The organism is Brevibacillus sp. FIR094, from assembly GCF_050477165.1.
Classification (GTDB): Bacteria; Bacillota; Bacilli; order Brevibacillales; family Brevibacillaceae; genus Brevibacillus.
Map to the genome: position 1 here is coordinate 86,856 of NZ_JBEAES010000014.1, position 20,199 is coordinate 107,054.

Consider the following 20,199-nt stretch of genomic DNA (forward strand, 5'->3'; position numbering starts at 1 on the left):
ACTTGACACCTTCGGAGATTCTCCGGAGGTTTTTATTTTATCTGGAAAGGTGAGAGTCTTGTGAATTGTTGGATTATTTCGCTTACTCCTCCGTTTTCTTTTGACCGGCTGCTTCGGCGTCTTGAGACACATCTAGATACGCAGATACGAGTGAATAAAGAAAAAAATAGCCTAGAGCGCGTCTTTCGTATCGGCTTACGGCCTGTTCTGGTCCATATGCAATTTGTGGGTGGCTTGGAAGAACCCGCATTGCGCTACAAGACACAGGCGATTTTGTCCACGACAGACCAGCAGATACTAGAAAAAATGATTCGCCGCACTTTTAGTGCCGATTTGGATTTATCCGTTATTTACGAGCAGATGAGGGAGGAAAAGGAGCTCGCCATTCTGACCGAGCGGTTTCGCGGTCTTCGTCTTACGCTGGATGCCGATTTGTTTCAATGCATGGTCAAGACGATTATCGGGCAGCAGATCAATTTGACCTTTGCAGCCAATTTGACCGAGAGGCTGGTGACACTGGCAGGTGACCCAGTAGAAAACCCAAACGGCGAGAGCATCATCGCTTTTCCGACTCCTGACGCGGTAGCGAGATTGACTGTAGAGGATTTGCGTACGCTGCAATTTAGTCAGCGAAAAGCAGAGTATATTATCGATTTCGCCCGTGCCATTGTGAATGAAACGGTAGATTTGGAAAGACTATGGACAATGGGTGATGAGGAAATCATTACTTACCTCACTTCGCTGCGAGGAATTGGGCGGTGGACAGTAGAGTGCTTACTCATGTTTGGGATGGGGCGTCCAGACTTGTTGCCGGCTGCTGACATCGGTTTACGAAATGGAATTGTTCACCTCTATGGAATGAATTCGAAGCCAAATGAAAACGATATTCGCAAGATAGGGGAAAAGTGGGCTCCTTGGCGCAGCATCTATTGTCTATACGTATGGGAAGCAGTGGGGGCGATCAAGAGAAAAGAGGTATTTGACCTGTAAAAACATTCATTTTTAACAAAAGTTCAATAATTTTAAAAAATTAAAGGTTGAATAGTGAGTTAATTTTAAGTTATACTAATGAAAATTTTATTTTATTAAACAATATTGAGAGGATTCATATGAAAGAACTTTCAACGAAAGAAACAATTACAATTGGTTTGATGCTGTTTGCCCTATTCTTTGGAGCAGGGAACATGATTTTTCCGCCAGCTCTAGGACAAGCTGCAGGAGATAATGTTTGGGTCGCGATGGCCGGCTTTTTGATTACCGGTGTAGGTCTGCCTTTACTGGGAATCATCGCGGTAGGCTTGGCTGGTGGTAATTTGCAGACGATGGCGTCAAGAGTCCATCCGATGTTTGCAGTCGTGTTCACCTTTATTGTGTATCTGTCGATTGGTCCATTCATGGCGATTCCGCGGACAGGTACAGTAACCTTTGAGATGGGCGTATTGCCGTATCTGTCTGAATCCATGAAAGGCAGTTGGGTACCACTATTTGTGACCACGATCGTCTATTTTGGTATCACCTTCTGGTTGAGTCTGAACCCGAGCAAGCTGGTGGATCGAATCGGCAAAATCTTAACACCTGCCCTTTTGATCATCATTGGTCTGATGTTTGTCAAATCACTCATTTCGCCTTTGGGTGAGGTAGGAGAGCCGACAGGCGCCTATCAGGATACAGCATTCTTCAAAGGATTTATCGAAGGCTATCTGACGCTAGATGCGCTGGCTGCGATGGTATTTGGTCTGGTAGTAACAGCGGCTGTTCAGGATAGAGGTATCATCGATCGCAAAAAAGTGATGTGGTCCACGATCAAAGCCGGAATCCTCGCCGCTACCGGACTTGGACTTGTATATCTTGCCCTCAGCTATTTGGGAGCGACGAGTATTTTGATTGCGAAGTCGGAAAACGGCGGTCAGATCTTAACTGGGGTTGTGCTGCAACTGTTCGGTCCATTAGGCTCACTCCTGCTGGGAGCAGCTGTTACGCTTGCTTGCCTCACCACTTCTGTTGGGCTCGTCACAGCGTGCAGTCAATTTTTCTCGAGTCGTATTCCTAGCATCTCCTACAAGAAAATGGCTGTGATCCTGTGTGTGTTCAGCGCTGCGGTAGCAAACGTAGGCTTGACACAGCTGATTACCTTCTCTGTGCCTGTCTTGATGGCGATTTATCCACTTGCGATCGTGCTGATGCTACTGACGTTTTGTGATCGAATGTTCAATGGACATCGTGCTGTATACGTAGGCGCGATCACGGCAACGGCTGTCATCAGTCTGTTGGATGGAGCTTCCCAGCTTGGATTGTCTATCGACTCGCTGACACCAATCCTGGAACAATTGCCACTGTACAAAGTAGGAATTGGTTGGCTGGTGCCGGCCTTAGCAGGCGCACTGTTAGGGGTGTTGTGGGCTAGCCTCACACGCAGTGTCCCGATTGTAAGAGAAACGAAGTAAAGTATGAAGAGCGAGTGGGCTTTAGGTCCACTCGCTTTTTTCATGTCGCAAACAATTTTTGTCCTGCTTTTACCAGCTGGATAGGACTTCTATCCGTCCACAACATGGGTGATCTATGTTACCATGGAAAAACGTAAATTGTCTGAACGGCATGTTTCATTCTATGTCGTTTTGAAAGAAGGGAGGTTATTGGCTATGTCCACGATGAAAGTCTTGGTTGCCGATGACGATCCAAACGTACGCGAAATTATTCGCCTTTATTTTGAAAAACAGCAAATCGAGCTCATCTCAGCAACAGATGGGAGAGAAGCTCTTGAGATGATGGAAAAGGAACAGCCGGATGTGGTCATTCTCGATGTCATGATGCCGCAGTTGGACGGCTTTGAAGCATGTCGGGAAATCCGCAAGAAGTGGGATACGCCGATTATTATGCTGACGGCAAAGGATGAGGAGTTTGATCGTGTACTCGGCTTGGAACTCGGAGCGGATGATTACGTAACGAAGCCGTTTAGTCCACGTGAGATCGTTGCTCGTATTCGCGCGATTATGCGCAGATTGCAGCCAAAGCCAAAAGTAGAAGATGAGGCAGTGCTTCGGACCTTTGTTTTTGATCAATTGACGATTGATCTGGATAAACGGGAAGTGATCGTTTCTGGGGAAAAAGTGAGCTTTCGCCCGAAGGAGTTTGATCTGCTTGTTCAACTTGTCAAATCTCCTGGAAGTGTATGGTCGCGTGAGCAATTGTTGGAACAAGTGTGGGGCTTTGATTATTTTGGCGAAGTTCGAACAATCGATGTTCATATTAAAAAGATCAGACAGCGTTTAGATAAGCTCCCTTATGAATGCATTCAAACAGTTTGGGGGATCGGCTACAAGTTTGGGGTGGATAACTGATGCTAGGCATGTCGAAAAGTATCTACCGCAGACTGCTGGTCAGCTTTTTGGCTACCGTTTTGGTGGGGCTGGGGATTACCGGTATCGCTCTCTCCTTTTTTACGAAGGAGTACATCTACAATGCCAAGGAAGAAGAGCTTTTGCGGATGGCGAAAAAAGTGAATGCCGCTATCCATAACAGTAATGAAGTAAACAAACAGCTCTTGGACAAGCTGGCGATGCTGGACGAGTCATTTGATACCCGCATCTGGTTATTTGATACGGATGGAAAAATCGTCGCGACTTCGATGAAGGATGAAATGCTTACGGGCAAGTCCGTGGCAGTTTCCATCGCGGGTAACGTGCTAAACGGAAAAAGCGCGGTAACTGAACTGCAAATCGAAGGTCTGGATGACCCGATGTTGTCGGTCTCTGTCCCGTGGGGCGAGGGCGAAAACGTCTATGGCGGAATTATTTTGCACGCGCCGATTGAAGGAATTGAGAAAACCTTTGGTCAAATGCGCGAATCGATTCTGTGGGCGACATTATTTGGGGTGCTTCTTTCTACGATCATGGTTTCGTATTTGTCATGGTCAATCTCCCGTCCATTGCGAACCATTGAGAGAACAGCGGCTGAAATTGGTCGAGGGAATTATGCAGAGCGCGTCCAGGTCGATACGTCTGATGAGATCAGCGACTTGGCGCAAACGATCAATACAATGGCACAGAAGCTGGAGAAGGTAGAGCAGGAGCGTCATCATCTGGAGCAAGTGCGCAATGATTTTTTGGCGAATGTCTCCCATGAATTGCGTACGCCTCTCACCGCGATCCAAGGTTTTCTCGAGGCGTTGCAGGATGGCTTGGTAGAAGAAGAAGAGGCGCGACAGAAGTATTACGCTGTGATGTACACCGAAACGATGCAAGTGAATCGCTTGGTGGATGACCTGATGGACTTGATGAAGCTGGAGAACAACGAAGTAAATCTGGCCAAGTTCCCTGTCGATGTGGCAGATGTCATGAATCGGGTTGCGTTTTCCTTCCATCAAGAAGCAGAGGAAAAAGGGCTTCGCATGGGAGTAGAGGTAGAGGACGAGCTTCCGCGAATTTATGCCGACAAGGATCGGATCGCGCAAATTCTGAAAAATCTGGTGAAGAATGCGCTCAAGTTTACGGCTACAGGTGAAGTTCGCATGCGTGCTTCGCTGGAAGAGGAATATGTACAGATTCAAGTGATCGATACTGGGCTGGGGATTGCAGCAGATGATCTGGATCGCATCTGGGAACGTTTTTTCAAAGTGGATCGGGGACGTTCCAAGAACAATAAAGGGACAGGGCTTGGACTCGCCATTGTAAAAGAGCTGGTAGAGTTGCATGATGGTAAATGCAGAGTAGAGAGCACGCCTGGGAAGGGCAGTACTTTTACGATATGGCTTCCAAGGATTAAAGCGGAGAACTAAATCATGATCCAATCAAAATGATCATGGTCATACTTTTTTCATATTTTGATCATCGTTTTTTCCCACTTTCCTTACAGAATGGTTATCTTTGCCCGTTACGATATAGGTGTGACAGCGAGAAGGTCACGAAGCCAAGGAATGAAAGGGGAATGAACATGAACAAAAAATGGTTCTCCATTGCCACTGTCGCATTACTCCTGTCTGGCAGCTTGGTTGCCTGCTCTAACACAACAGGAACACCTGAACCGGCGACACAATCAGAGGGCACGACTAGCGAAACCGCTCCGGGGTCCTCCACTACTGATAGCGGACAATCGACCGATAGCTCGGTTTCGCAAGATCAGTCTACAACGGACGCCTCTGCGGACTCAGGTTCGTCTACGGAAGCACCTGCGACAGATGCCAAGTCTGATGCAGGTACCAGCACTGGATCGCCTAGTGCTGCAGGAACTGAAAACAGCGGTTCCACTGGACAGTCTACAACGACTGACGCCAGCAAGAAGTAATCATTCACGAACTCGAAACACGTTCGTTTGAACTCCTCTACTTCCCTCCCGTTTTATATACCTTGATGACGGCCATAGGTCGTCTTTTTTTTGTTCAATTTCATGGTATGATTATCCAAATTCATACATAACGGGAGGGAGCAGCATGATCACGTATCCATCGTTGAAAAAGGGTGCTACTATCGGGGTAACTGCGCCATCATCAGGCGTACCAGCGTATTTGCATGAACTAATCAGACTGGCATGCAGTCGTATGGAGAGCAGGGGGTACTCCATCGTTTGCAAAGATACAGTCTGGACACAGGAAAAAGCCAAGTCAGCTCCTTCCACAAACCGCGCAACCGAATTCAACTCCCTGATGCAAGATAAAGACGTCGATATCATCATCCCTCCCTGGGGTGGCGAGCTGCTGATTGAGATTTTAGACAAGCTTGATTTTCAGTCCATGCAACCAAAGTGGGTGTTAGGCTATTCAGATGTGAGCGTGCTGTTGCTCGCGATTACATTAAAAACGGGGATGGCTACGGCCCATGGGACGAATCTGATGGAATTGCGTGGAGTAGATATGGATGAGACGACCGCCATGTGGGAAACGGTTCTGTCAACGAACGAGGGCGAATCTGTGTTGCAGTACTCTTCCACGATGTATCAAAAGGAATGGCAGCATACGAATCCTTCACCGTATATCTTTCACCTGACGGAACCGACTGTATGGAAAACCACAGAGACCACTCCCCACGTAAACATGCAGGGACGGCTACTTGGCGGCTGTTTCGATACCATTCGGCATGTGATCGGCACACCATATGGGGACGTGCATACGTTTCAAAAAGAACAGATCGGGAATGAAGCGATCATCTGGTATTTGGAAAACTGTGAGCTTTCTACGACTGATCTGCGTAGATCCTTGGTACAAATGAAGCTAGCCGGATGGTTCGATCATTGTGCGGGGATCATGTTTGGGCGCAGTCCAGCGAATCAGGCGGTCGAAGGCTACAACGTGGAAGATGTCTATCAGGAGCTGGCTGCTGAGCTGCAAGTCCCTGTCCTCTACGATGTAGATTGTGGGCATATGCCGCCACAAATCACTTTTATTAATGGCGCATTTGCTGAAGTGGAGCTGTCTTTGGAAAAAGGAAGCGTCCGGCAATATTTTCGTCCATAAGCATAAAAAAATGAGGGCTTCCCAATGAATGGGAAGTCCTCGTAGCATGTAAGCATACAGGGTTATTAGCCTTGCTTCTCGTTGTAATGGGGGAGAGAATGTTCCTCCGTCGTTTCACGTTTAGTTTTGGCCGATTCACGTGTACGCAGAGTGGACAAGGCGACCCCGAGGAAAATAAATGCGCCTCCAGCGAAAAAGCCGACACCCAAATGCTCATGCAGCAACAGCCAGCCTAAACAAGCACCAACAATGGGCTGAACAAAAAAGAACCCAGCCCCACTCCCTGCGGGCAACAGCTCGAAGCCCTTGTTCCACAAATAAAAAGCACCTGCAGTAGAAATCATCCCGATATAGAGGACGCCTGCCCAGATGTCCCAACCAAATTGCCAGGAGACAGGCGTGACAGACAGCTCCCAAAACATGAGGGGACTCGTAAAGATGATGCCAAACAATGCTACGTAGGTAGTGACTAGCAGGGACGAATAGCGCTGCGTTGCCTTCTTGCTGAGAACGGTGTACAATCCCCAGCTAATCGCTGCTACGAACAAAATCAGGTTGCCTGTCAGGGAAGACTGGGCGTCAGCTTGATCTGGAACACCGATGACGATAATTACACCAATCGTCGCTAACAAAATACCCGTTGCCTGCTTCAGATGGATGCGCTCCTTTAATAGCCAGACTGCAAAAATGGCAATAAAGGCAGGCGATGCGGAGGTAATCAATGCACCCATGTGGGCAGTAGACAGCTTGGTACCAAGAAATTGCGCGGCGATTGAGATCGTGACCCCGACGAAGGCGATGACCATTAGCAGAGGATAATCCTTTTTCGCGACACGCTCCTTGCGAGCAACGGTAAATGCCCCCAACACGACTAAAGCAATGCAAAAGCGCAAAATCAATAGCGTGAACGGTGGAATCACTTCCAACACGACCTTGCTGACTACATAAACACCGCCCCAGATCGCTGCGGCAAGAGTCAGGCAGATAGCCCCCAAAAACATTTGTTTCCATTGTGATTGTGACATAACAAGTCCCTCCCGGAATAATGAATCAATCATTCGAGCGTTATTCCGTAGCCGGGAGGCAGTAAGAAAACCGCTTCCTCACCGACTAGGAGAGGAGGGTGGGCACATCATTTTCAAAAAGGCGACGGTTCATATATTTCACCTCCTTACTTTGTAGGGGTTAGCCACTTGGCTATCAGCAGCACAGGTTGTGTCAGACGACCGACTGGAGCCTCCACCTGACGATACTGCTCATAGCCAAGCCGTCCCCAGAAAAGAAGAGCGGGTTCATTATGTGCAATGACACCGTGATGAACATGCTGACTGCCATGCTGGATGCAGTAGGCTTCCATGAGTGTCACTGCCTCTTTTCCAAAGCCCTGCTGCTGATAATCGGCATGCAGAAGCAAGAGACTAATCCAGCTTTTCGGATCGTTTTCACTGGAGAGGACGATATGGATGACTCCAATGATCGTACCTTCACGAGTAATGGCGAGCCAATGCCCAGAAGGTATGCGTATGGTGGCGTCATATTCGGCTTCCAGATCAGCAATACTTACTGTGCTCATGCCGTTTCGAAGCTGATTGTACTCTGGATTACTGTTGTAGGTGGCGAGTAAGTCGGGTAAGTCCTCGCGCAGCAATTCGCGAATGATGAGCCGCTCACCTGTCAGAATGAGACTCATTGAGGTCCTCCGGATTTGCGGATAAGTCCAATCTGCCCGCCGTGGTAGCCCATGTGATAGATCAGACGACCAAGTGCCTGACGAGGAGTCAGTGTGGCAATCGGTGCTTCACAGGGGGTATCCCACGCGTCTTTTGGTAGGGCAGCCAGAGAGTCCAGTAAGTGATGGTAGGCAGCCTCTTTGAAAGCAAGCAAGGCAGACAAGTCGGTAAAGTTTCCTTCATCCTTTACAGGGCCAATTGTAGTGAGGGTGATCTCGGTCGGGATTGCTCTGCCGAAAAACATCATACAGAATCGATATTCAACTTCCGCGATGTGATGAATCAAAAATCCGATGGAATTGGAGCCCGGAGCCAGCTTCCAGCCAAGCTCGGCTTCATCTAAATGGACGAGTGCATCCTGATACCGGGAGCGAGCTGTTTGCAAGGTCGGCAATAGTTCTTGTTCGAACATCCAATCTTCCTTTCTGGTGTTTATTTTTATTATAGGAAAAAGATCAGAAAAGAACAGCATGATCATTCGGAATATTTTGAATGAATGTTCACTCAGCTAGCTGGATTCGTTATACTGAAGAAAAACAAGGAGTGAGAACGATGGCTCATCGCTATAATCTAACTGTGCGTTCTACTGATATTGATGTAATCGGACATGTGAACAATGCTAAGTATTTAGAGTACATGGAGTGGGCGCGTTTTGAGTGGATATGGGAGCAAGGATTTACACTGGATGAATTGAGGCGACGGGCCATCATGCCGGTAGTGGTCAACATAAACATTAACTACCGCAAAGAGTTGAAGATGCGTGAAGAGGTAACGGCGATTACTACGGTGGTCAAGGTGGGTGAAAAAAGCTTCGTCATCCGCCAGGAGCTGTACAACGCCGCAGATGTATTAGTGGCGGACGCCGATGTGACAATGGTCATGATCGATGCGAACACACGCCAATCTATTTCTTTGCCAGTTGAGTTGAAAGAGACACTGCTAATGGAATTGCCTAAAAGCTAAAGGCTTCAGGATGATTTGCGAATGAAATCGAGGCGGAAATTGTTCCATTCGAGAGCACGCAGCGCCAATGTCTCCAAGATACGCTCATGGCGATCCTGACCTTCCTTTAACTCAGCAACATCTTGCTTCAACATGGCGACATCCTGCTTTAGTTCTGCAACTTCGGCTTTTAACAGGTGAACGTCCATAGTCAAAGCGTCCATCTTGCCATCCAATTCGTCCTGCCGATCCATAAGAGCATGAGCAACCAGACGCAACTCATTCATACCCTCTATCAAAATATCCAGTTTTTCGTTCGACATGTTTCCGCCTCCTTTTTCCGTTACAATGATCATAACAAAAGACAGAGTCATATACACAATGAAAACAGCAAGAAAAAAGGAAGGGGAAGCAATCCAGCCATGACCAAATTTACGACAATCCTATTTGATCTTGACGATACTCTCTTTGATTTTTCAGCTTGCTGGGAGAAAGGGATGCAGCAGACGATTGCGACTCATGCACTTACAGCAGAAATAGACCAAGTGAAATTCCTTGAGGATCTGCGGCGCCACGGAGATGATTTGTGGGTCGATGTGATCACCAAACGCTACGATTTTACGCAATACAGAAGGTTGCGTTTTCAGCGAGCCATGGCTGATTGTAACCGACAGATTGAAGCGGAGCAGGTCGACGATTTTCAACGCGTCTATCAGGCGGCCTGTATGGATGCAGTCCAGCCAGATGCTACTGTTCAGTCTACCATTGCGAGGTTGGCAGAAGAGCATACACTAGGGATTGTCACCAATGGTCCTGTCGATATGGTATTTATCAAGCTGGAGCGGTTGGGATTGTCTGCGTATTTTCCTCAGAAGCGGGTATTTATCTCCGAAATCATCGGACATCATAAGCCTGATCCGCGGATTTATGAACACGTTCGCGAACAGCTCGGCGTCGAGAGCAAGCAGGTGCTGTTCGTCGGTGATACATGGGAGGCAGATGTATCGGGAGCGATGGACGCTGGTTTTTCAGCTGTCTGGATCAACCCGAGGGGGAAGCAGCCTACCACTGAGCATCAACCATTGGCGGTCATCGAGAGACTGGATCAACTTCTCGCAATCTTGTAGAAAAAAGCAGCCCGTTGCCCCATAGCCGCATAACTTGCAGGCTGTTTTCGGTGGCAATCAAGCTGCTTTTTTCTAAATATTTTCTTGTTTCTTTTGTTCCTCGCGTTTTGCGTACCTTACCTGAGCCTGATTATCGTTGGTATCTACTAACCTGATCTTTCATTTTTTCATGCTGACTCTTCCTGTACTTTGTGATGAAAAAGATGAGATTGAGGACAATCAGGCCAATTGTGATTGACATGCTTCCGGTGGTCACGCTTTTTCCTATCGAGATGTTGAAAAGCAGCATCCCGGATAGAAGCAGGGCAAAAACGAGATTAAGCATCATGAGACTCTTCCCCCATAAAAATTCGTTCGAGTGAAGGTACTTCAACGTTCACGCCATAAATGTCCACGCGTGCCTGAACAAGAGCACGAACGAGGGTTGCCACTTTTTGATCATCATCGACCTGAATCGAGAGACGCCCGTCTTCCCAAATCGTATTGCGCCCGAGGGACTCAATAAAGGTGCGCAGGTTTCCAGAATCCTCCGTAGAAAAAGCTGAGTGACGCACATGTACAGATCGCCATGCTTGATGGGCAGCTTGCAGCTCGTTGAGAGTGCCGAGTGAACTGATTTTTCCGCTTTTCATGATGGCGATGCGGGTACAGATTTTCTCGACTTCATTCAAATTGTGCGAGGTCATGAAGATCGTTTTTCCTTGTTGATGGAGCTTGCGCAGCAAATTTTGAATATGCAGGGCTGATTCGACGTCTACGCCAGAAGTAGGTTCATCAAGGAAGATGAGCTCTGGGTCTCCGACTAATGCTTGGGCAATACCCAGCTTCTTTTTCATCCCGAAGGAAAAGGTTTTGGCTTTGCGGGATGCATGCTCCTCAAGCTCAACGGCTGTCAGGATGCGCATGCATTCTTCCTTTGTCAGTGTGACGCCTTTTACCTGAGCGAAATAGTGCAAGTGCTCAGCAGGAGATAAATGGTCGTAGAAGGTGGAGTAATCCGGCAGTACGCCAATTCGTTTTTTCCATCCCTCTGTATGGGGATCTTCTCCAAACATGCGAATGCTGCCCGCTGTCGGAATCAGAATGCCTGTCAGCATATTGATAAAGGTCGATTTTCCTGCGCCGTTTCGACCAAGGAATCCGAAAATCTCCCCGCTGTGCACAGTAAGACTGACGTCATTCACGACCGTGCGATTGCCAAAGCGCTTGTTCAACTGTATGGTTTCGATCATTGCCATTAACAATCCCTCCGTCGGAATAAGTACATAGAAGCGATCAGGAAAGCTGCTGCATAGAGCCATATGAAGCCGGTCCAGGCGCCGCCTTTTTCCATAAAGGAAAAGGGCGTCAAATATTTAATCCATGGTGCTGCTGGGTGACTGGAGAAGGTGCTCCACAGACCGAGACCAGGCAAGATCAGTGCGATCACAATTCCCAAAAACATCGTGTAGCTGGGGCGAGGTATCACGAGCGAGAGCAGCAGTGCCAGCGAGATGCAATAGATAAGCAGGGATACGCAAAGGTAAAAGGTCTTGGCGTCAAACGTTTGCACGGTGGCGAAAACTACGCCAAACGTAATAATCATGCAGGTTAGCCAGAAGAACGCCACTCCGAGAAATTTCCCTAAAATGATCTGATTGCGTGAAGTCCGGGTGACGAGAAAGCGAATCGTCCTGCCCGCTAGCTCGCGATTTATGACATCATGAGACAGGCTGAATACAAACAACGGCCCAAACAGCATGATGAGTGCAAAGATACCAAGCGCATGTCCCTGCGCCAGCTCCTTTTGTGGCAGAAAGCTTGCTGCCTGATTGACGAGGTCAGAAACCAAGTAAGAGATGCCTACGATAAAGGCAACGGTAATTAACGATTTGATACTTTTAAACAACCGAAAAAATTCGTGTTGGCAAATAGCCCACATAAGTGAATCCGCTCCTTTCTCCTTCATCATAATGGCCAGACCTTTCCCCTACTAAAACGCTACCTTACCATTTCCTTATCTTTTTTGTTGGCGTCGCTTCTCATGGTAGAATGAATGACAGCAAGGGAGGGAACGGATATGGAGAAAGAAGCAAGAATCTTGCTGGTAGATGATGAAGAAGCGATTTTGCAGATGCTCCAAACAGTGCTGAAAAAGGAAGGCTTTGTCCAGATCGATACATGTACGACAGCAGCTGAGGCGATTCGTCTCGTGGAGGAGAAGACATACGACTTGTTGATTCTGGATGTCATGCTGCCTGATAAAAATGGATTTGAGTTGTGCGGAGCAGTGCGCCAGCGAACGAAGGCACCGATCTTTTTTTTGACAGCAAAAGGCACGGATTTTGATAAATTAAGCGGATTTGCTTATGGAGCGGATGATTACATAACGAAGCCGTTTCATCCACTAGAGGTCGTTGCCCGGATGAAAGCTCATCTGCGCAGAACCTTGGGGGGAGCTACGCCAGCCCTGGAAGAAAAGCGCTTTGATTTTGGCCGTTTCCAAGTAAATGTGGAGGCAGCCGAGCTGTTCGTGAACGGAGAGCGAGTAGACTGCCCGGCGCAAGTATTTTCCTTGCTCGTCTTCTTCTGCCAAAATCCGAACCGGGTATTTACGAAAGAACAAATATACGATCATGTATGGAAAGATGAGTACGGGATGTTTGATGAAAACACAGTCATGGTGCACATTCACAAGCTGCGCCAGCGCATAGAAGAAAATCCGGGACAGCCAAAGCTCCTAGTCACGGTGAGAGGGCTGGGCTACAAGCTGGTTAGCCCGGCAAGACAGTCATGAATTTGCGTAACAAGCTGATCTTTCAATATGTCCGGCAGCTGTTCGGATTTCTCCTCGTCTTGCTCCTATTTCTGATAATCGCGATGCTGGGGTTAGGCTGGCGGATCATGAACGAGCAACTGTCCATCGATTTGTCCAGGCTGGATGCGTCTGATTTGACGTTGAAGATCGATTATGAGGGGGGGCGTATTCACGTCAATCCGGAAATCGAGAAGAGTGTGGCGAGACATCAAGGCTGGTTGCAGATCATCGACAAGCACGGTAAAATTCTGTACAACTATCGGACACCTACTGATGTTCCCAGTCAATTTGGGCCAGGGGAGTGGATCGCTTATGTAGAAAATCGTGATGCTTCTCGTTATCACATCACATATTGGGTCATTAACCAATCTGACGAGAACATTATCATCCTTTATGGAACACCCGCTCCCGAAAAAGAAATGATGAAGCGCCTGATCGCAGCAAAATCGGGAACGAGCAAGGAGACATGGGATGAGTTGAACAAAAGCTTTTCCCGGGAAAAGGCATGGTACTTGGTATACGATCGTGCGGGGAAACTCATCCATCAATGGAATCACCCGAACGCTTCCGCCCAATTAGACATGGCGGAAGTTCTTCAGAATGGTGAGACAGCCAAAAATGTTCCTGTTCATATCACTAGTAGATATGACAAAAATAGCGATTTGACATATGTAGTGGGCACTCCGAATCCAACCTATCAGTCTGGTGTCCAAGAGACGTCTGAGGATGCTATGGTCAAGGAAACGTTTCTCCAGATCGGTATTCTTTTGATCCTGGTCGTTCTATTCGCAGGCAGCTGGTATGCGTGGCGAGTAGGCAAGCCTCTCTTGCACATGGTGAATTGGCTGGAAAGACTGGCCCAAGGTCGCTATGAGGAGCCCATCGGGAAAAAAGGGAAACCGATCGGAAGGAATTGGCGAGGGAAAGAAAAGAAGTCATTTCGTGTATTCAAGGATGTGTTTGACGCACTCCGGCATCTGAGTGAAACCTTGCGTTCCAATGAAAAGCTTCAGAAAGAGATCGAGCAGACGCGAGAGGAATGGATTACGGGGCTGTCTCATGATCTTAAGACACCGCTGAGCTCGATTTACGGTTATGCTACCTTTTTGGAGTCGGAACAGTATGAGTGGGACAGAAAAGAAGTCAGCGAATTTGGGAAAACGATACGGGAAAAGTCAGACTACATGAATGGGCTGATTGAGGATTTGAATTTGACCTATCGACTGAAGAACCAAGCTTTACCGATGGTCAAACAACCTGTCGCGATCATAGAAACCATTCGCAGGATTGTGGTGGATATGGTGAACGATCCGAGCTCTTCTTTGCATGACATCGAATTTTCGGCGAATGTCCAATCGATAACAGCCGAGGTCGATCCAATCTGGTTTCGCCGCATCATCGTCAACATTTTGACAAACGCGATCAAGTATACCCCGGCAGGTACACACGTGCTCGTAGAGGTGCAGTCGATTGCAGCCGATCAATTTGTGGTCAAAATTGCGGACAATGGGCCGGGCATGGATGAGACGACACTGGCCAATCTGTTCGAAAGATACTACCGAGGTGGGCATACAGGAGAGAATACCAGTGGAACGGGGCTGGGCATGGCGATAGCCAAGCAGCTCGTCTTGGCTCACGGGGGAGAGATTACGGTGGACAGCAAGCTAGGTAGCGGAACAGTTGTCGTGATGACGTTTCCTGCGGTCACCAGCTAGTTGGTTTCTAGGAGGAAAGCCAAGGGATTTGCATTGTCCCTTGGCTTTTTCTAGTATTACGGTTTCGAAATGAAGGTTTGTATGACTTTGCCATCCTCTTGACGCTCTTGATAGTGATTGGCCGTGTAATCGCGAATGCTGATACGCCAAAAGCCGATGGCAGGCATGTTGTTTTCCAATTGAAAGACTTCCCAGGCACCCGGGAACATTTTGAAGATTTGATGGGAGGCCGCTTTCCCGATCCCTAGCCGACGGTAGCGTTTCATGATAAAAAACTCAGCAATCGAGTGGATGGATGGCAAATCAGGATCAGAGCTTGTGAGCATACGAACGAGGACAAACCCGGCCAGCTTACCATTTACCTTGATAAAAAAGGGATGGCGTTCTGGTTCTACCCAATACTTCTCAAAGTAGTCATAGCCGAACAAGCCGTCGTCATCTACTTCGAAAGGCTCAAACTCAGTGAAGTCGTACGTATACAGCTCCAACAGTTGCTTGAGAGCGTGCTTCTGTTCAAAAGGAACTCGTTCTATCGAGAATGCTGGATTCACTGAGAAAACCTCCTTCATCCATACGTGATACGAATATCGTACTCTATTTACCTGATTATGGAAACGAATGGTAGACACTTCTTTACAAAACGTAATTACAAAAATACCCTATAGAACGACTTTTTCAAAAGTCTGCTCTATAGGGTACACTTTTTCCACTTTAATGAATCGCATTCTTCTTAAATTGCCCGCCGCGTACATCGTGAATGTTGCCGACAGCCAAGAAGGCATTCTCGTCAACTTCTTCCACGATCAGCTTCAGCTTGGCTTCTTCTAATCGTGTAATGATGCAGAAAATTACTTTCTTGTCGTCTCCAGTATAGCCGCCTTCACCATTCAAATAGGTAACACCACGGCCCAGACGAGCAACAATCGCATCTCCCAAATCCTTGTGATTGTCGCTAATGATCCATACCGCTTTCGACTCCTGGAAGCCTTCGATGGTCAGATCGATCATTTTGAATGCAATGTAATAGGCGATCAGCGAGTACATCGCACGATCCCAACCGAATACAAATCCGGCACTGCTCAAAATGAATAAGTTCATGAACATTACGATCTCACCAACGGAGAACGGGGATTTCTTGTTAAGTAGTACAGCGACGATCTCTGTACCGTCCAGAGAGCCTCCATAACGGAGAACGAGTCCTACACCAATCCCCAGTAGGATACCTCCGAATACAGCTGCAAGGAGGGGATCATCCGTTAGCCCTGGGACAGGGTGAAGGAGTGTTGTTCCAATTGACATGATCGTAACCCCAAAGAGGGTTGAGAGTGCAAACGTTTTTCCGATTTGCTTGTACCCTATAATTAAGAAGGGCAAGTTAAGCACGAAAAGGAAAACGCCAAGAGGCAATCCAGACAGATGCGAGCTAATAATCGAGATACCTACGATTCCACCGTCGATAATATTGTTCGGTACGAGAAAAATTTCGAGTGCTACCGAGAACAGAGAAGCACCAATCAGGATACCGAAGACCCTCTTGAGCAATTTTCCAATGGGTAATTTCTGATGAGTCGATTTTGCAAGTGGTTGTTCCATCGTTCCTCTCCCCATTGTGAAATTTTTTACTTACTTAGCTATTATAGCATTCATTCTTATGCGATTACTGCACAATTACACTTTTTAGTAAAAAATATTCCATTCAGACTTGTTCAGACTCATTTATACGCTTGAAATCTCATTCAGACGTGAGAATGAAGATAGCGAGTGTTCTGTATTGACTGGTTATACAGAAATTGCTATTTTCAAACTGTTAGGAAAATAGTTAGGGGGAAGTTCAATGGGTTTCTTCAAAACGGAGATAGAAGTATCATCATCTATAGAGCTGGTTTGGTGGGCATGGACACGAAAGGAACGGCTTGTTCAGTGGTTTGCGCCTGATGCAACGATTGAGCCGTATCTGGGCGGAGCGTACGAATTGTACTTCAATCCAGCCAATCGCGACCAGATGGGGACGAAAGGGTGCATCATTACCCACTTTGAACCGAAGGAGCGCCTGGGCTTTACATGGAAGGGACCGGATGAATTCGCAGATACCATGAATCACGAGGAGGCCTTGACTTACGTGCTTGTCACCTTGTCTGAAGCTGAGGGGAAAACACAAGTATTGGTCGAGCATTTTGGTTGGAAAGAGGGAGAGGAGTGGGAAAAGGCTCGAGGCTGGCACGAAATGGCTTGGTCTCATGTTTTGGGGAGCCTGAATTCTGCACTTGAATCGGGCAAAGGAGATCTGTGCTGCTCTCCACAGGCTGCCCATCAAGGGTAGATTTAGGGGATTCGTCCGTCATGGCGAGCTAATGTGATGATTACATATACAGACTATGAGGGACCATCAGATAATAGACGTGATCTTTGCACGTACTCGTTTTGATAGGAAAAGAGGAAACATAGATGACAGTATCGATACTATTGTTTATTTTGGCGGGATTAGCAGAAATCGGCGGGGGATATTTGGTATGGCTATGGCTAAAGGAGTCTAAGCCATACTGGTACGGTATCGTTGGTGCATTGATCCTGGTGTTGTACGGAATCATTCCTACGCTTCAAAGCTTCCCTTCCTTCGGGCGGGTATATGCCGCTTATGGAGGGGTCTTTATCATTCTTGCTGTTTTTTGGGGATGGCTGGTGGATAAAAAGACACCCGATTTGTATGACTGGGTAGGCGCTATCATCTGTCTGATCGGAGTGAGCGTCATCTTATGGGCGCCGCGTCAATAACTTTGGAGTGGAGGCCGAAATGAAAAGCTTCGAGGAATTGTACTGCGAAGAGGATTCAGCGATCGAAGAGATAAAAAAGTGGCAGTCAGCATCAGACCGAAAGATTACCCTTCTTCCGTCTGAACAGGAGACAGGGAAAAAACAGCTTGTTGATTTACAAGTAACGACGAGGTCAACTCTAGGTTCTGTTGCTTTTGAAACAGGCGGGATTCTAATTCACCAAGGCTGGCTACGGATTCTAGGGTCAGGCCATCCTCATTTACCTCGTTCCATCACTTCTTGGAATCAGCAATGTGCTATGAACCAGATGCTGTTAGTAGCAGACGATGTCATAGGGGGATTCTTTGCGATCAATGGTGGAATGTTTCCAGATTCGATAGGCGGTATATGGTATTTCGCTCCGGACAGTCTCGCGTGGGAGGATCTTGAAATTGGCTATACCGACTTTTTGCACTGGGCAATGACGGGGGATATCCATACGTTTTATGCGACATTTTTCTGGAAGGATTGGGAGAAGGATGTTTCCAAGCTAAAAGGCGATGAAATGTTCGCGATCTATCCTTTTCTGTGGTCAAAAGAAGCGCGTGAATTAACGATGGAGGGGTGCTCAAAAAAGCCGGTACCTGCATGGGAAATTTGGGAGATGAGCCAGACGATTGTGTAAAGGAAAAAAGAGCGGCCCATGAAGGACCGCTCTTTTGGTTTTATTGTTTGGTTGCTGCAACTTCGGCTTGCGCGCTATTATGATGATCCAAGTACTCATCTGGACCGATAATTCCCGCAGCACGATCTTGTTTTTCCAGTTCAAGTGCTTTTGGAACGGAGAGCCAGTAAGCAAACGCAATCCCGATAATACCTGCACCCAATTTACCAATCATGACCGGCAAGATAATGTTTGGTTGGAAGTTAGCCGAGAAGGACAGGTGGTCACCCAGCAAGAAAGCTGAACAAACCGCGAAGGAAATGTTGATAACCTTGTCTTTCGGCGGCATGGAACGAATGAGACGGAACATAGCCAGGATGTTCGCGCTAGTTGCGAGCAAGCCTGCACTACCAGAAGGGCTCATGCCCAGCTTATTGCCTAATACCTCGAGTGGCTTCGCTGCATATTTACGCAGCATGTAAACCATTGGGAACGCACCTGCGAGCATGATACCGATGTAACCAGCGGTCTCCAACGCACGATATTGATCGGTTGGATCGGCGATGATCGGATCGAAGCCCCAAACTCCGAAAATCTTTGTAAAGATGCCAGTAAAGTGTTGCACGATCGAGAATACGAGAACGAGCTTGATACCTGCATCCATTGTCTTTCCGAAAATCATGAAGCTTTTAATCATCAAGTCTGGCAGGAAGCGCAGACCAGCAGCAATCGCTAGTACGAAGAACAAAATAGGTGAAAGGTTCAGAAGTACCTGTCCGAAGCCAATGGCAAAAGCATAAGTCGATTCAGCGTTCGTCGAGATTTCAGCACGAACCTCTGCATTTGTCAAAACAAGAATGGCACTAGAGATAAAAGCACCAATCGGAACAGTCAAAATACCGGACATTACACCAAGCGCCATGTATTTATGGTCACGCTTGTCCAACATAGCAAGTCCCATTGGGATGGAGAACACGATCGTAGCACCGGCCATCAGACCGACGATCATAGCCATAACCCAGCCTTCTGTAGTGGTCTTCAGGAGGTTTGCCAACTGATAGCCACCCATGTCAGATGCGAGAATCGCAGTTGCCGCAATCGCAGGATCTGCTCCAATTTTGTTGAAGATGGGTGATACCGCTTTTTCTACGAACCAAGAGATGTACGGGAGGGACGCCATAATACCGGCAGCAGGAACGAAGATGTAACCTGTTGAGTGAATCCCTTCCATGAACTCCTTACCGAGACCCTCATCGCTGTTGCGGATCGCGGCAATGGCACCAATTACTGCACATAACATGATGATGTAAATAATGACGCTTCCAATGTGCTCCATGGATTATCCCACCTTTTTGCGGATGTAAACAATAAAAGCACTTAGGATCTCATCAATGAATGAGATAGATCCTAAGCGCCGTTGCTTACTTTGTATGAACTTGTTGACAGGTAATGGCAATAACAACCAGCTGGAACCGCTTTCATAGCTCGCTAAAAATAAACGAAAAACACAAATTGCGTTTATTTTATTGTATCATTTTGGAAAATTATGCTAGAAAGCGCCGTTGCTTTACTCTGCATTATAAAGTGATTATATGGGGAGGCATGGCTAATGTCAACTGCTCTTTAGGAACAAAGAACGAATTATTGCGGAGAAAAAAGCCGGAAAAAAAAGCCGCCCTTGTTATTTGCAAGGGCAGCTTTATGTGTAATTTACAGTTTTGTTACGTTCTCAGCTTGTGGTCCACGGTTGCCTTCAACCACGTTGAATTCAACGCGTTGGCCTTCTTCGAGGGTTTTGAAACCGTCGCCTTGGATTGCGCTGAAGTGAACGAATACATCGTTTCCGCCTTCAACTGCGATGAAGCCATAACCTTTTTCTGCGTTGAACCATTTAACTGTACCTGTTTGCATGGGTGTTACCTCCAACAAAATAAAATGAATATGTAACTTTTATTTTTGGATAAAATAAAATTCACACATTGTAAAAGGTTCAAACATAAGTGTAAACCCTTTACAATATGTGAACGC

The 20,199-nt window shown here is 47.2% G+C and carries 23 protein-coding genes; 13 read left to right on the plus strand and 10 right to left on the minus strand.

The window, feature by feature from the left end; all coding sequences use genetic code 11:
• Positions 1-60 precede the first annotated feature (60 nt).
• The 6 genes from ACQ5DJ_RS14590 to ACQ5DJ_RS14615 all read left to right on the plus strand — a co-directional run bounded on the left by ACQ5DJ_RS14590 (position 61) and on the right by ACQ5DJ_RS14615 (position 6,445).
• On the plus strand, positions 61-990 hold the full coding sequence (locus ACQ5DJ_RS14590) for a DNA-3-methyladenine glycosylase family protein (RefSeq protein WP_429843099.1): 930 nt from the start codon (positions 61-63) through the stop codon (positions 988-990).
• A gap of 119 nt (positions 991-1,109) precedes the next feature.
• Positions 1,110-2,444, plus strand: coding sequence for a branched-chain amino acid transport system II carrier protein (gene brnQ / locus ACQ5DJ_RS14595; RefSeq protein ID WP_429843100.1), 1,335 nt, complete (start codon positions 1,110-1,112; stop codon positions 2,442-2,444).
• Between the two features lie 195 nt (positions 2,445-2,639).
• The gene (locus tag ACQ5DJ_RS14600; RefSeq protein WP_429843101.1) at positions 2,640-3,338 is read left to right on the plus strand and encodes a response regulator transcription factor; all 699 of its coding nucleotides are present in this window, start codon (positions 2,640-2,642) and stop codon (positions 3,336-3,338) included.
• Positions 3,338-4,774 carry an ATP-binding protein gene (locus ACQ5DJ_RS14605; RefSeq protein WP_429843102.1) on the plus strand — a complete coding sequence of 479 codons (1,437 nt, stop codon included), beginning with the start codon at positions 3,338-3,340 and terminating at the stop codon, positions 4,772-4,774. Before ACQ5DJ_RS14600 ends, ACQ5DJ_RS14605 begins: the two co-directional genes overlap by 1 nt.
• Before the next feature lie 155 nt (positions 4,775-4,929).
• Positions 4,930-5,280: a hypothetical protein gene (locus ACQ5DJ_RS14610; RefSeq protein WP_429843103.1), complete on the plus strand. Its 351-nt coding sequence runs from the start codon at positions 4,930-4,932 to the stop codon at positions 5,278-5,280.
• A gap of 145 nt (positions 5,281-5,425) precedes the next feature.
• The gene (locus ACQ5DJ_RS14615; protein WP_429843104.1) at positions 5,426-6,445 is read left to right on the plus strand and encodes a S66 family peptidase; all 1,020 of its coding nucleotides are present in this window, start codon (positions 5,426-5,428) and stop codon (positions 6,443-6,445) included.
• A gap of 65 nt (positions 6,446-6,510) precedes the next feature.
• On the opposite strand, the gene ACQ5DJ_RS14620 is transcribed toward ACQ5DJ_RS14615, so the two are convergent.
• From ACQ5DJ_RS14620 to ACQ5DJ_RS14630, 3 genes are all read right to left on the minus strand, one after another.
• The gene (locus ACQ5DJ_RS14620) at positions 6,511-7,470 is read right to left on the minus strand and encodes a DMT family transporter (RefSeq protein WP_429843105.1); all 960 of its coding nucleotides are present in this window, start codon (positions 7,468-7,470) and stop codon (positions 6,511-6,513) included.
• Positions 7,471-7,616: 146 nt separating this feature from the next.
• Positions 7,617-8,135 (minus strand): GNAT family N-acetyltransferase, encoded by a 519-nt coding sequence (locus ACQ5DJ_RS14625; protein WP_429843106.1) that lies wholly within the window; start codon positions 8,133-8,135, stop codon positions 7,617-7,619.
• Positions 8,132-8,587 (minus strand): DinB family protein, encoded by a 456-nt coding sequence (locus tag ACQ5DJ_RS14630; protein WP_429843107.1) that lies wholly within the window; start codon positions 8,585-8,587, stop codon positions 8,132-8,134. The genes ACQ5DJ_RS14625 and ACQ5DJ_RS14630 overlap by 4 nt, the downstream gene beginning before the upstream one ends.
• A gap of 140 nt (positions 8,588-8,727) precedes the next feature.
• Here ACQ5DJ_RS14630 and ACQ5DJ_RS14635 point away from each other — a divergent pair, with 140 nt between their 5' ends.
• Complete coding sequence (locus ACQ5DJ_RS14635; RefSeq protein ID WP_429843108.1) at positions 8,728-9,138, plus strand: acyl-CoA thioesterase; 411 nt, start codon at positions 8,728-8,730, stop codon at positions 9,136-9,138.
• 5 nt (positions 9,139-9,143) lie between these two features.
• On the opposite strand, the gene ACQ5DJ_RS14640 is transcribed toward ACQ5DJ_RS14635, so the two are convergent.
• The gene (locus ACQ5DJ_RS14640) at positions 9,144-9,440 is read right to left on the minus strand and encodes a hypothetical protein (RefSeq protein ID WP_429843109.1); all 297 of its coding nucleotides are present in this window, start codon (positions 9,438-9,440) and stop codon (positions 9,144-9,146) included.
• A gap of 99 nt (positions 9,441-9,539) precedes the next feature.
• On the opposite strand from ACQ5DJ_RS14640, the gene ACQ5DJ_RS14645 reads away from it, so the two are divergent.
• Positions 9,540-10,244: an HAD family hydrolase gene (locus ACQ5DJ_RS14645; protein WP_429843110.1), complete on the plus strand. Its 705-nt coding sequence runs from the start codon at positions 9,540-9,542 to the stop codon at positions 10,242-10,244.
• Positions 10,245-10,561: 317 nt separating this feature from the next.
• On the opposite strand, the gene ACQ5DJ_RS14650 is transcribed toward ACQ5DJ_RS14645, so the two are convergent.
• Both ACQ5DJ_RS14650 and ACQ5DJ_RS14655 read right to left on the minus strand, forming a co-directional pair.
• Positions 10,562-11,482, minus strand: a complete 921-nt coding sequence (locus ACQ5DJ_RS14650) for an ATP-binding cassette domain-containing protein (protein WP_429843111.1) — start codon at positions 11,480-11,482, stop codon at positions 10,562-10,564.
• Positions 11,482-12,195, minus strand: coding sequence for an ABC transporter permease (locus ACQ5DJ_RS14655; RefSeq protein ID WP_429843112.1), 714 nt, complete (start codon positions 12,193-12,195; stop codon positions 11,482-11,484). The genes ACQ5DJ_RS14650 and ACQ5DJ_RS14655 overlap by 1 nt, the downstream gene beginning before the upstream one ends.
• Positions 12,196-12,303: 108 nt before the next feature.
• Here ACQ5DJ_RS14655 and ACQ5DJ_RS14660 point away from each other — a divergent pair, with 108 nt between their 5' ends.
• Positions 12,304-13,020 (plus strand): response regulator transcription factor, encoded by a 717-nt coding sequence (locus tag ACQ5DJ_RS14660; protein WP_429843113.1) that lies wholly within the window; start codon positions 12,304-12,306, stop codon positions 13,018-13,020.
• Entirely contained in the window at positions 13,017-14,756 is a 1,740-nt protein-coding gene (locus ACQ5DJ_RS14665) for a sensor histidine kinase (RefSeq protein ID WP_429843114.1), read from the plus strand. The genes ACQ5DJ_RS14660 and ACQ5DJ_RS14665 overlap by 4 nt, the downstream gene beginning before the upstream one ends.
• Before the next feature lie 56 nt (positions 14,757-14,812).
• Here the strand turns inward: ACQ5DJ_RS14665 and ACQ5DJ_RS14670 are convergent, their stop codons facing one another.
• Both ACQ5DJ_RS14670 and ACQ5DJ_RS14675 read right to left on the minus strand, forming a co-directional pair.
• Positions 14,813-15,307, minus strand: a complete 495-nt coding sequence (locus ACQ5DJ_RS14670; protein WP_429843115.1) for a GNAT family N-acetyltransferase — start codon at positions 15,305-15,307, stop codon at positions 14,813-14,815.
• Between the two features lie 160 nt (positions 15,308-15,467).
• The gene (locus tag ACQ5DJ_RS14675; protein WP_429843116.1) at positions 15,468-16,349 is read right to left on the minus strand and encodes a YitT family protein; all 882 of its coding nucleotides are present in this window, start codon (positions 16,347-16,349) and stop codon (positions 15,468-15,470) included.
• A 241-nt stretch (positions 16,350-16,590) separates the two neighbouring features.
• Here ACQ5DJ_RS14675 and ACQ5DJ_RS14680 point away from each other — a divergent pair, with 241 nt between their 5' ends.
• The 3 genes from ACQ5DJ_RS14680 to ACQ5DJ_RS14690 all read left to right on the plus strand — a co-directional run bounded on the left by ACQ5DJ_RS14680 (position 16,591) and on the right by ACQ5DJ_RS14690 (position 18,192).
• Complete coding sequence (locus ACQ5DJ_RS14680) at positions 16,591-17,076, plus strand: SRPBCC family protein (protein WP_429843117.1); 486 nt, start codon at positions 16,591-16,593, stop codon at positions 17,074-17,076.
• 125 nt (positions 17,077-17,201) lie between these two features.
• The gene (locus ACQ5DJ_RS14685) at positions 17,202-17,528 is read left to right on the plus strand and encodes a YnfA family protein (RefSeq protein ID WP_106833682.1); all 327 of its coding nucleotides are present in this window, start codon (positions 17,202-17,204) and stop codon (positions 17,526-17,528) included.
• Between the two features lie 19 nt (positions 17,529-17,547).
• Positions 17,548-18,192, plus strand: coding sequence for a DUF2625 domain-containing protein (locus ACQ5DJ_RS14690; protein ID WP_429843118.1), 645 nt, complete (start codon positions 17,548-17,550; stop codon positions 18,190-18,192).
• A 40-nt stretch (positions 18,193-18,232) separates the two neighbouring features.
• On the opposite strand, the gene eutH is transcribed toward ACQ5DJ_RS14690, so the two are convergent.
• On the minus strand, positions 18,233-19,507 hold the full coding sequence (eutH, locus tag ACQ5DJ_RS14695; protein ID WP_429843119.1) for an ethanolamine utilization protein EutH: 1,275 nt from the start codon (positions 19,505-19,507) through the stop codon (positions 18,233-18,235).
• 374 nt (positions 19,508-19,881) lie between these two features.
• On the minus strand, positions 19,882-20,082 hold the full coding sequence (locus tag ACQ5DJ_RS14700; protein WP_007725380.1) for a cold-shock protein: 201 nt from the start codon (positions 20,080-20,082) through the stop codon (positions 19,882-19,884).
• Positions 20,083-20,199: the final 117 nt, after the last annotated feature.

Excerpts from the sequence above, each read along its gene's own strand:
- ACQ5DJ_RS14655 (WP_429843112.1), bottom strand. The coding sequence starts at position 12,195 with ATGATGAAGGAGAAAGGAGCGGATTCACTTATGTGGGCTATTTGCCAA.
- ACQ5DJ_RS14610 (WP_429843103.1), top strand. The coding sequence starts at position 4,930 with ATGAACAAAAAATGGTTCTCCATTGCCACTGTCGCATTACTCCTGTCT.
- ACQ5DJ_RS14615 (WP_429843104.1), top strand. The coding sequence starts at position 5,426 with ATGATCACGTATCCATCGTTGAAAAAGGGTGCTACTATCGGGGTAACT.
- ACQ5DJ_RS14600 (WP_429843101.1), top strand. The coding sequence starts at position 2,640 with ATGTCCACGATGAAAGTCTTGGTTGCCGATGACGATCCAAACGTACGC.
- ACQ5DJ_RS14650 (WP_429843111.1), bottom strand. The coding sequence starts at position 11,482 with ATGGCAATGATCGAAACCATACAGTTGAACAAGCGCTTTGGCAATCGC.
- brnQ (WP_429843100.1), top strand. The coding sequence starts at position 1,110 with ATGAAAGAACTTTCAACGAAAGAAACAATTACAATTGGTTTGATGCTG.
- ACQ5DJ_RS14635 (WP_429843108.1), top strand. The coding sequence starts at position 8,728 with ATGGCTCATCGCTATAATCTAACTGTGCGTTCTACTGATATTGATGTA.
- ACQ5DJ_RS14620 (WP_429843105.1), bottom strand. The coding sequence starts at position 7,470 with ATGTCACAATCACAATGGAAACAAATGTTTTTGGGGGCTATCTGCCTG.
- ACQ5DJ_RS14625 (WP_429843106.1), bottom strand. The coding sequence starts at position 8,135 with ATGAGTCTCATTCTGACAGGTGAGCGGCTCATCATTCGCGAATTGCTG.
- ACQ5DJ_RS14680 (WP_429843117.1), top strand. The coding sequence starts at position 16,591 with ATGGGTTTCTTCAAAACGGAGATAGAAGTATCATCATCTATAGAGCTG.
- ACQ5DJ_RS14645 (WP_429843110.1), top strand. The coding sequence starts at position 9,540 with ATGACCAAATTTACGACAATCCTATTTGATCTTGACGATACTCTCTTT.
- ACQ5DJ_RS14700 (WP_007725380.1), bottom strand. The coding sequence starts at position 20,082 with ATGCAAACAGGTACAGTTAAATGGTTCAACGCAGAAAAAGGTTATGGC.
- ACQ5DJ_RS14640 (WP_429843109.1), bottom strand. The coding sequence starts at position 9,440 with ATGTCGAACGAAAAACTGGATATTTTGATAGAGGGTATGAATGAGTTG.
- ACQ5DJ_RS14630 (WP_429843107.1), bottom strand. The coding sequence starts at position 8,587 with ATGTTCGAACAAGAACTATTGCCGACCTTGCAAACAGCTCGCTCCCGG.
- eutH (WP_429843119.1), bottom strand. The coding sequence starts at position 19,507 with ATGGAGCACATTGGAAGCGTCATTATTTACATCATCATGTTATGTGCA.
- ACQ5DJ_RS14605 (WP_429843102.1), top strand. The coding sequence starts at position 3,338 with ATGCTAGGCATGTCGAAAAGTATCTACCGCAGACTGCTGGTCAGCTTT.
- ACQ5DJ_RS14665 (WP_429843114.1), top strand. The coding sequence starts at position 13,017 with ATGAATTTGCGTAACAAGCTGATCTTTCAATATGTCCGGCAGCTGTTC.
- ACQ5DJ_RS14660 (WP_429843113.1), top strand. The coding sequence starts at position 12,304 with ATGGAGAAAGAAGCAAGAATCTTGCTGGTAGATGATGAAGAAGCGATT.
- ACQ5DJ_RS14685 (WP_106833682.1), top strand. The coding sequence starts at position 17,202 with ATGACAGTATCGATACTATTGTTTATTTTGGCGGGATTAGCAGAAATC.
- ACQ5DJ_RS14690 (WP_429843118.1), top strand. The coding sequence starts at position 17,548 with ATGAAAAGCTTCGAGGAATTGTACTGCGAAGAGGATTCAGCGATCGAA.
- ACQ5DJ_RS14675 (WP_429843116.1), bottom strand. The coding sequence starts at position 16,349 with ATGGAACAACCACTTGCAAAATCGACTCATCAGAAATTACCCATTGGA.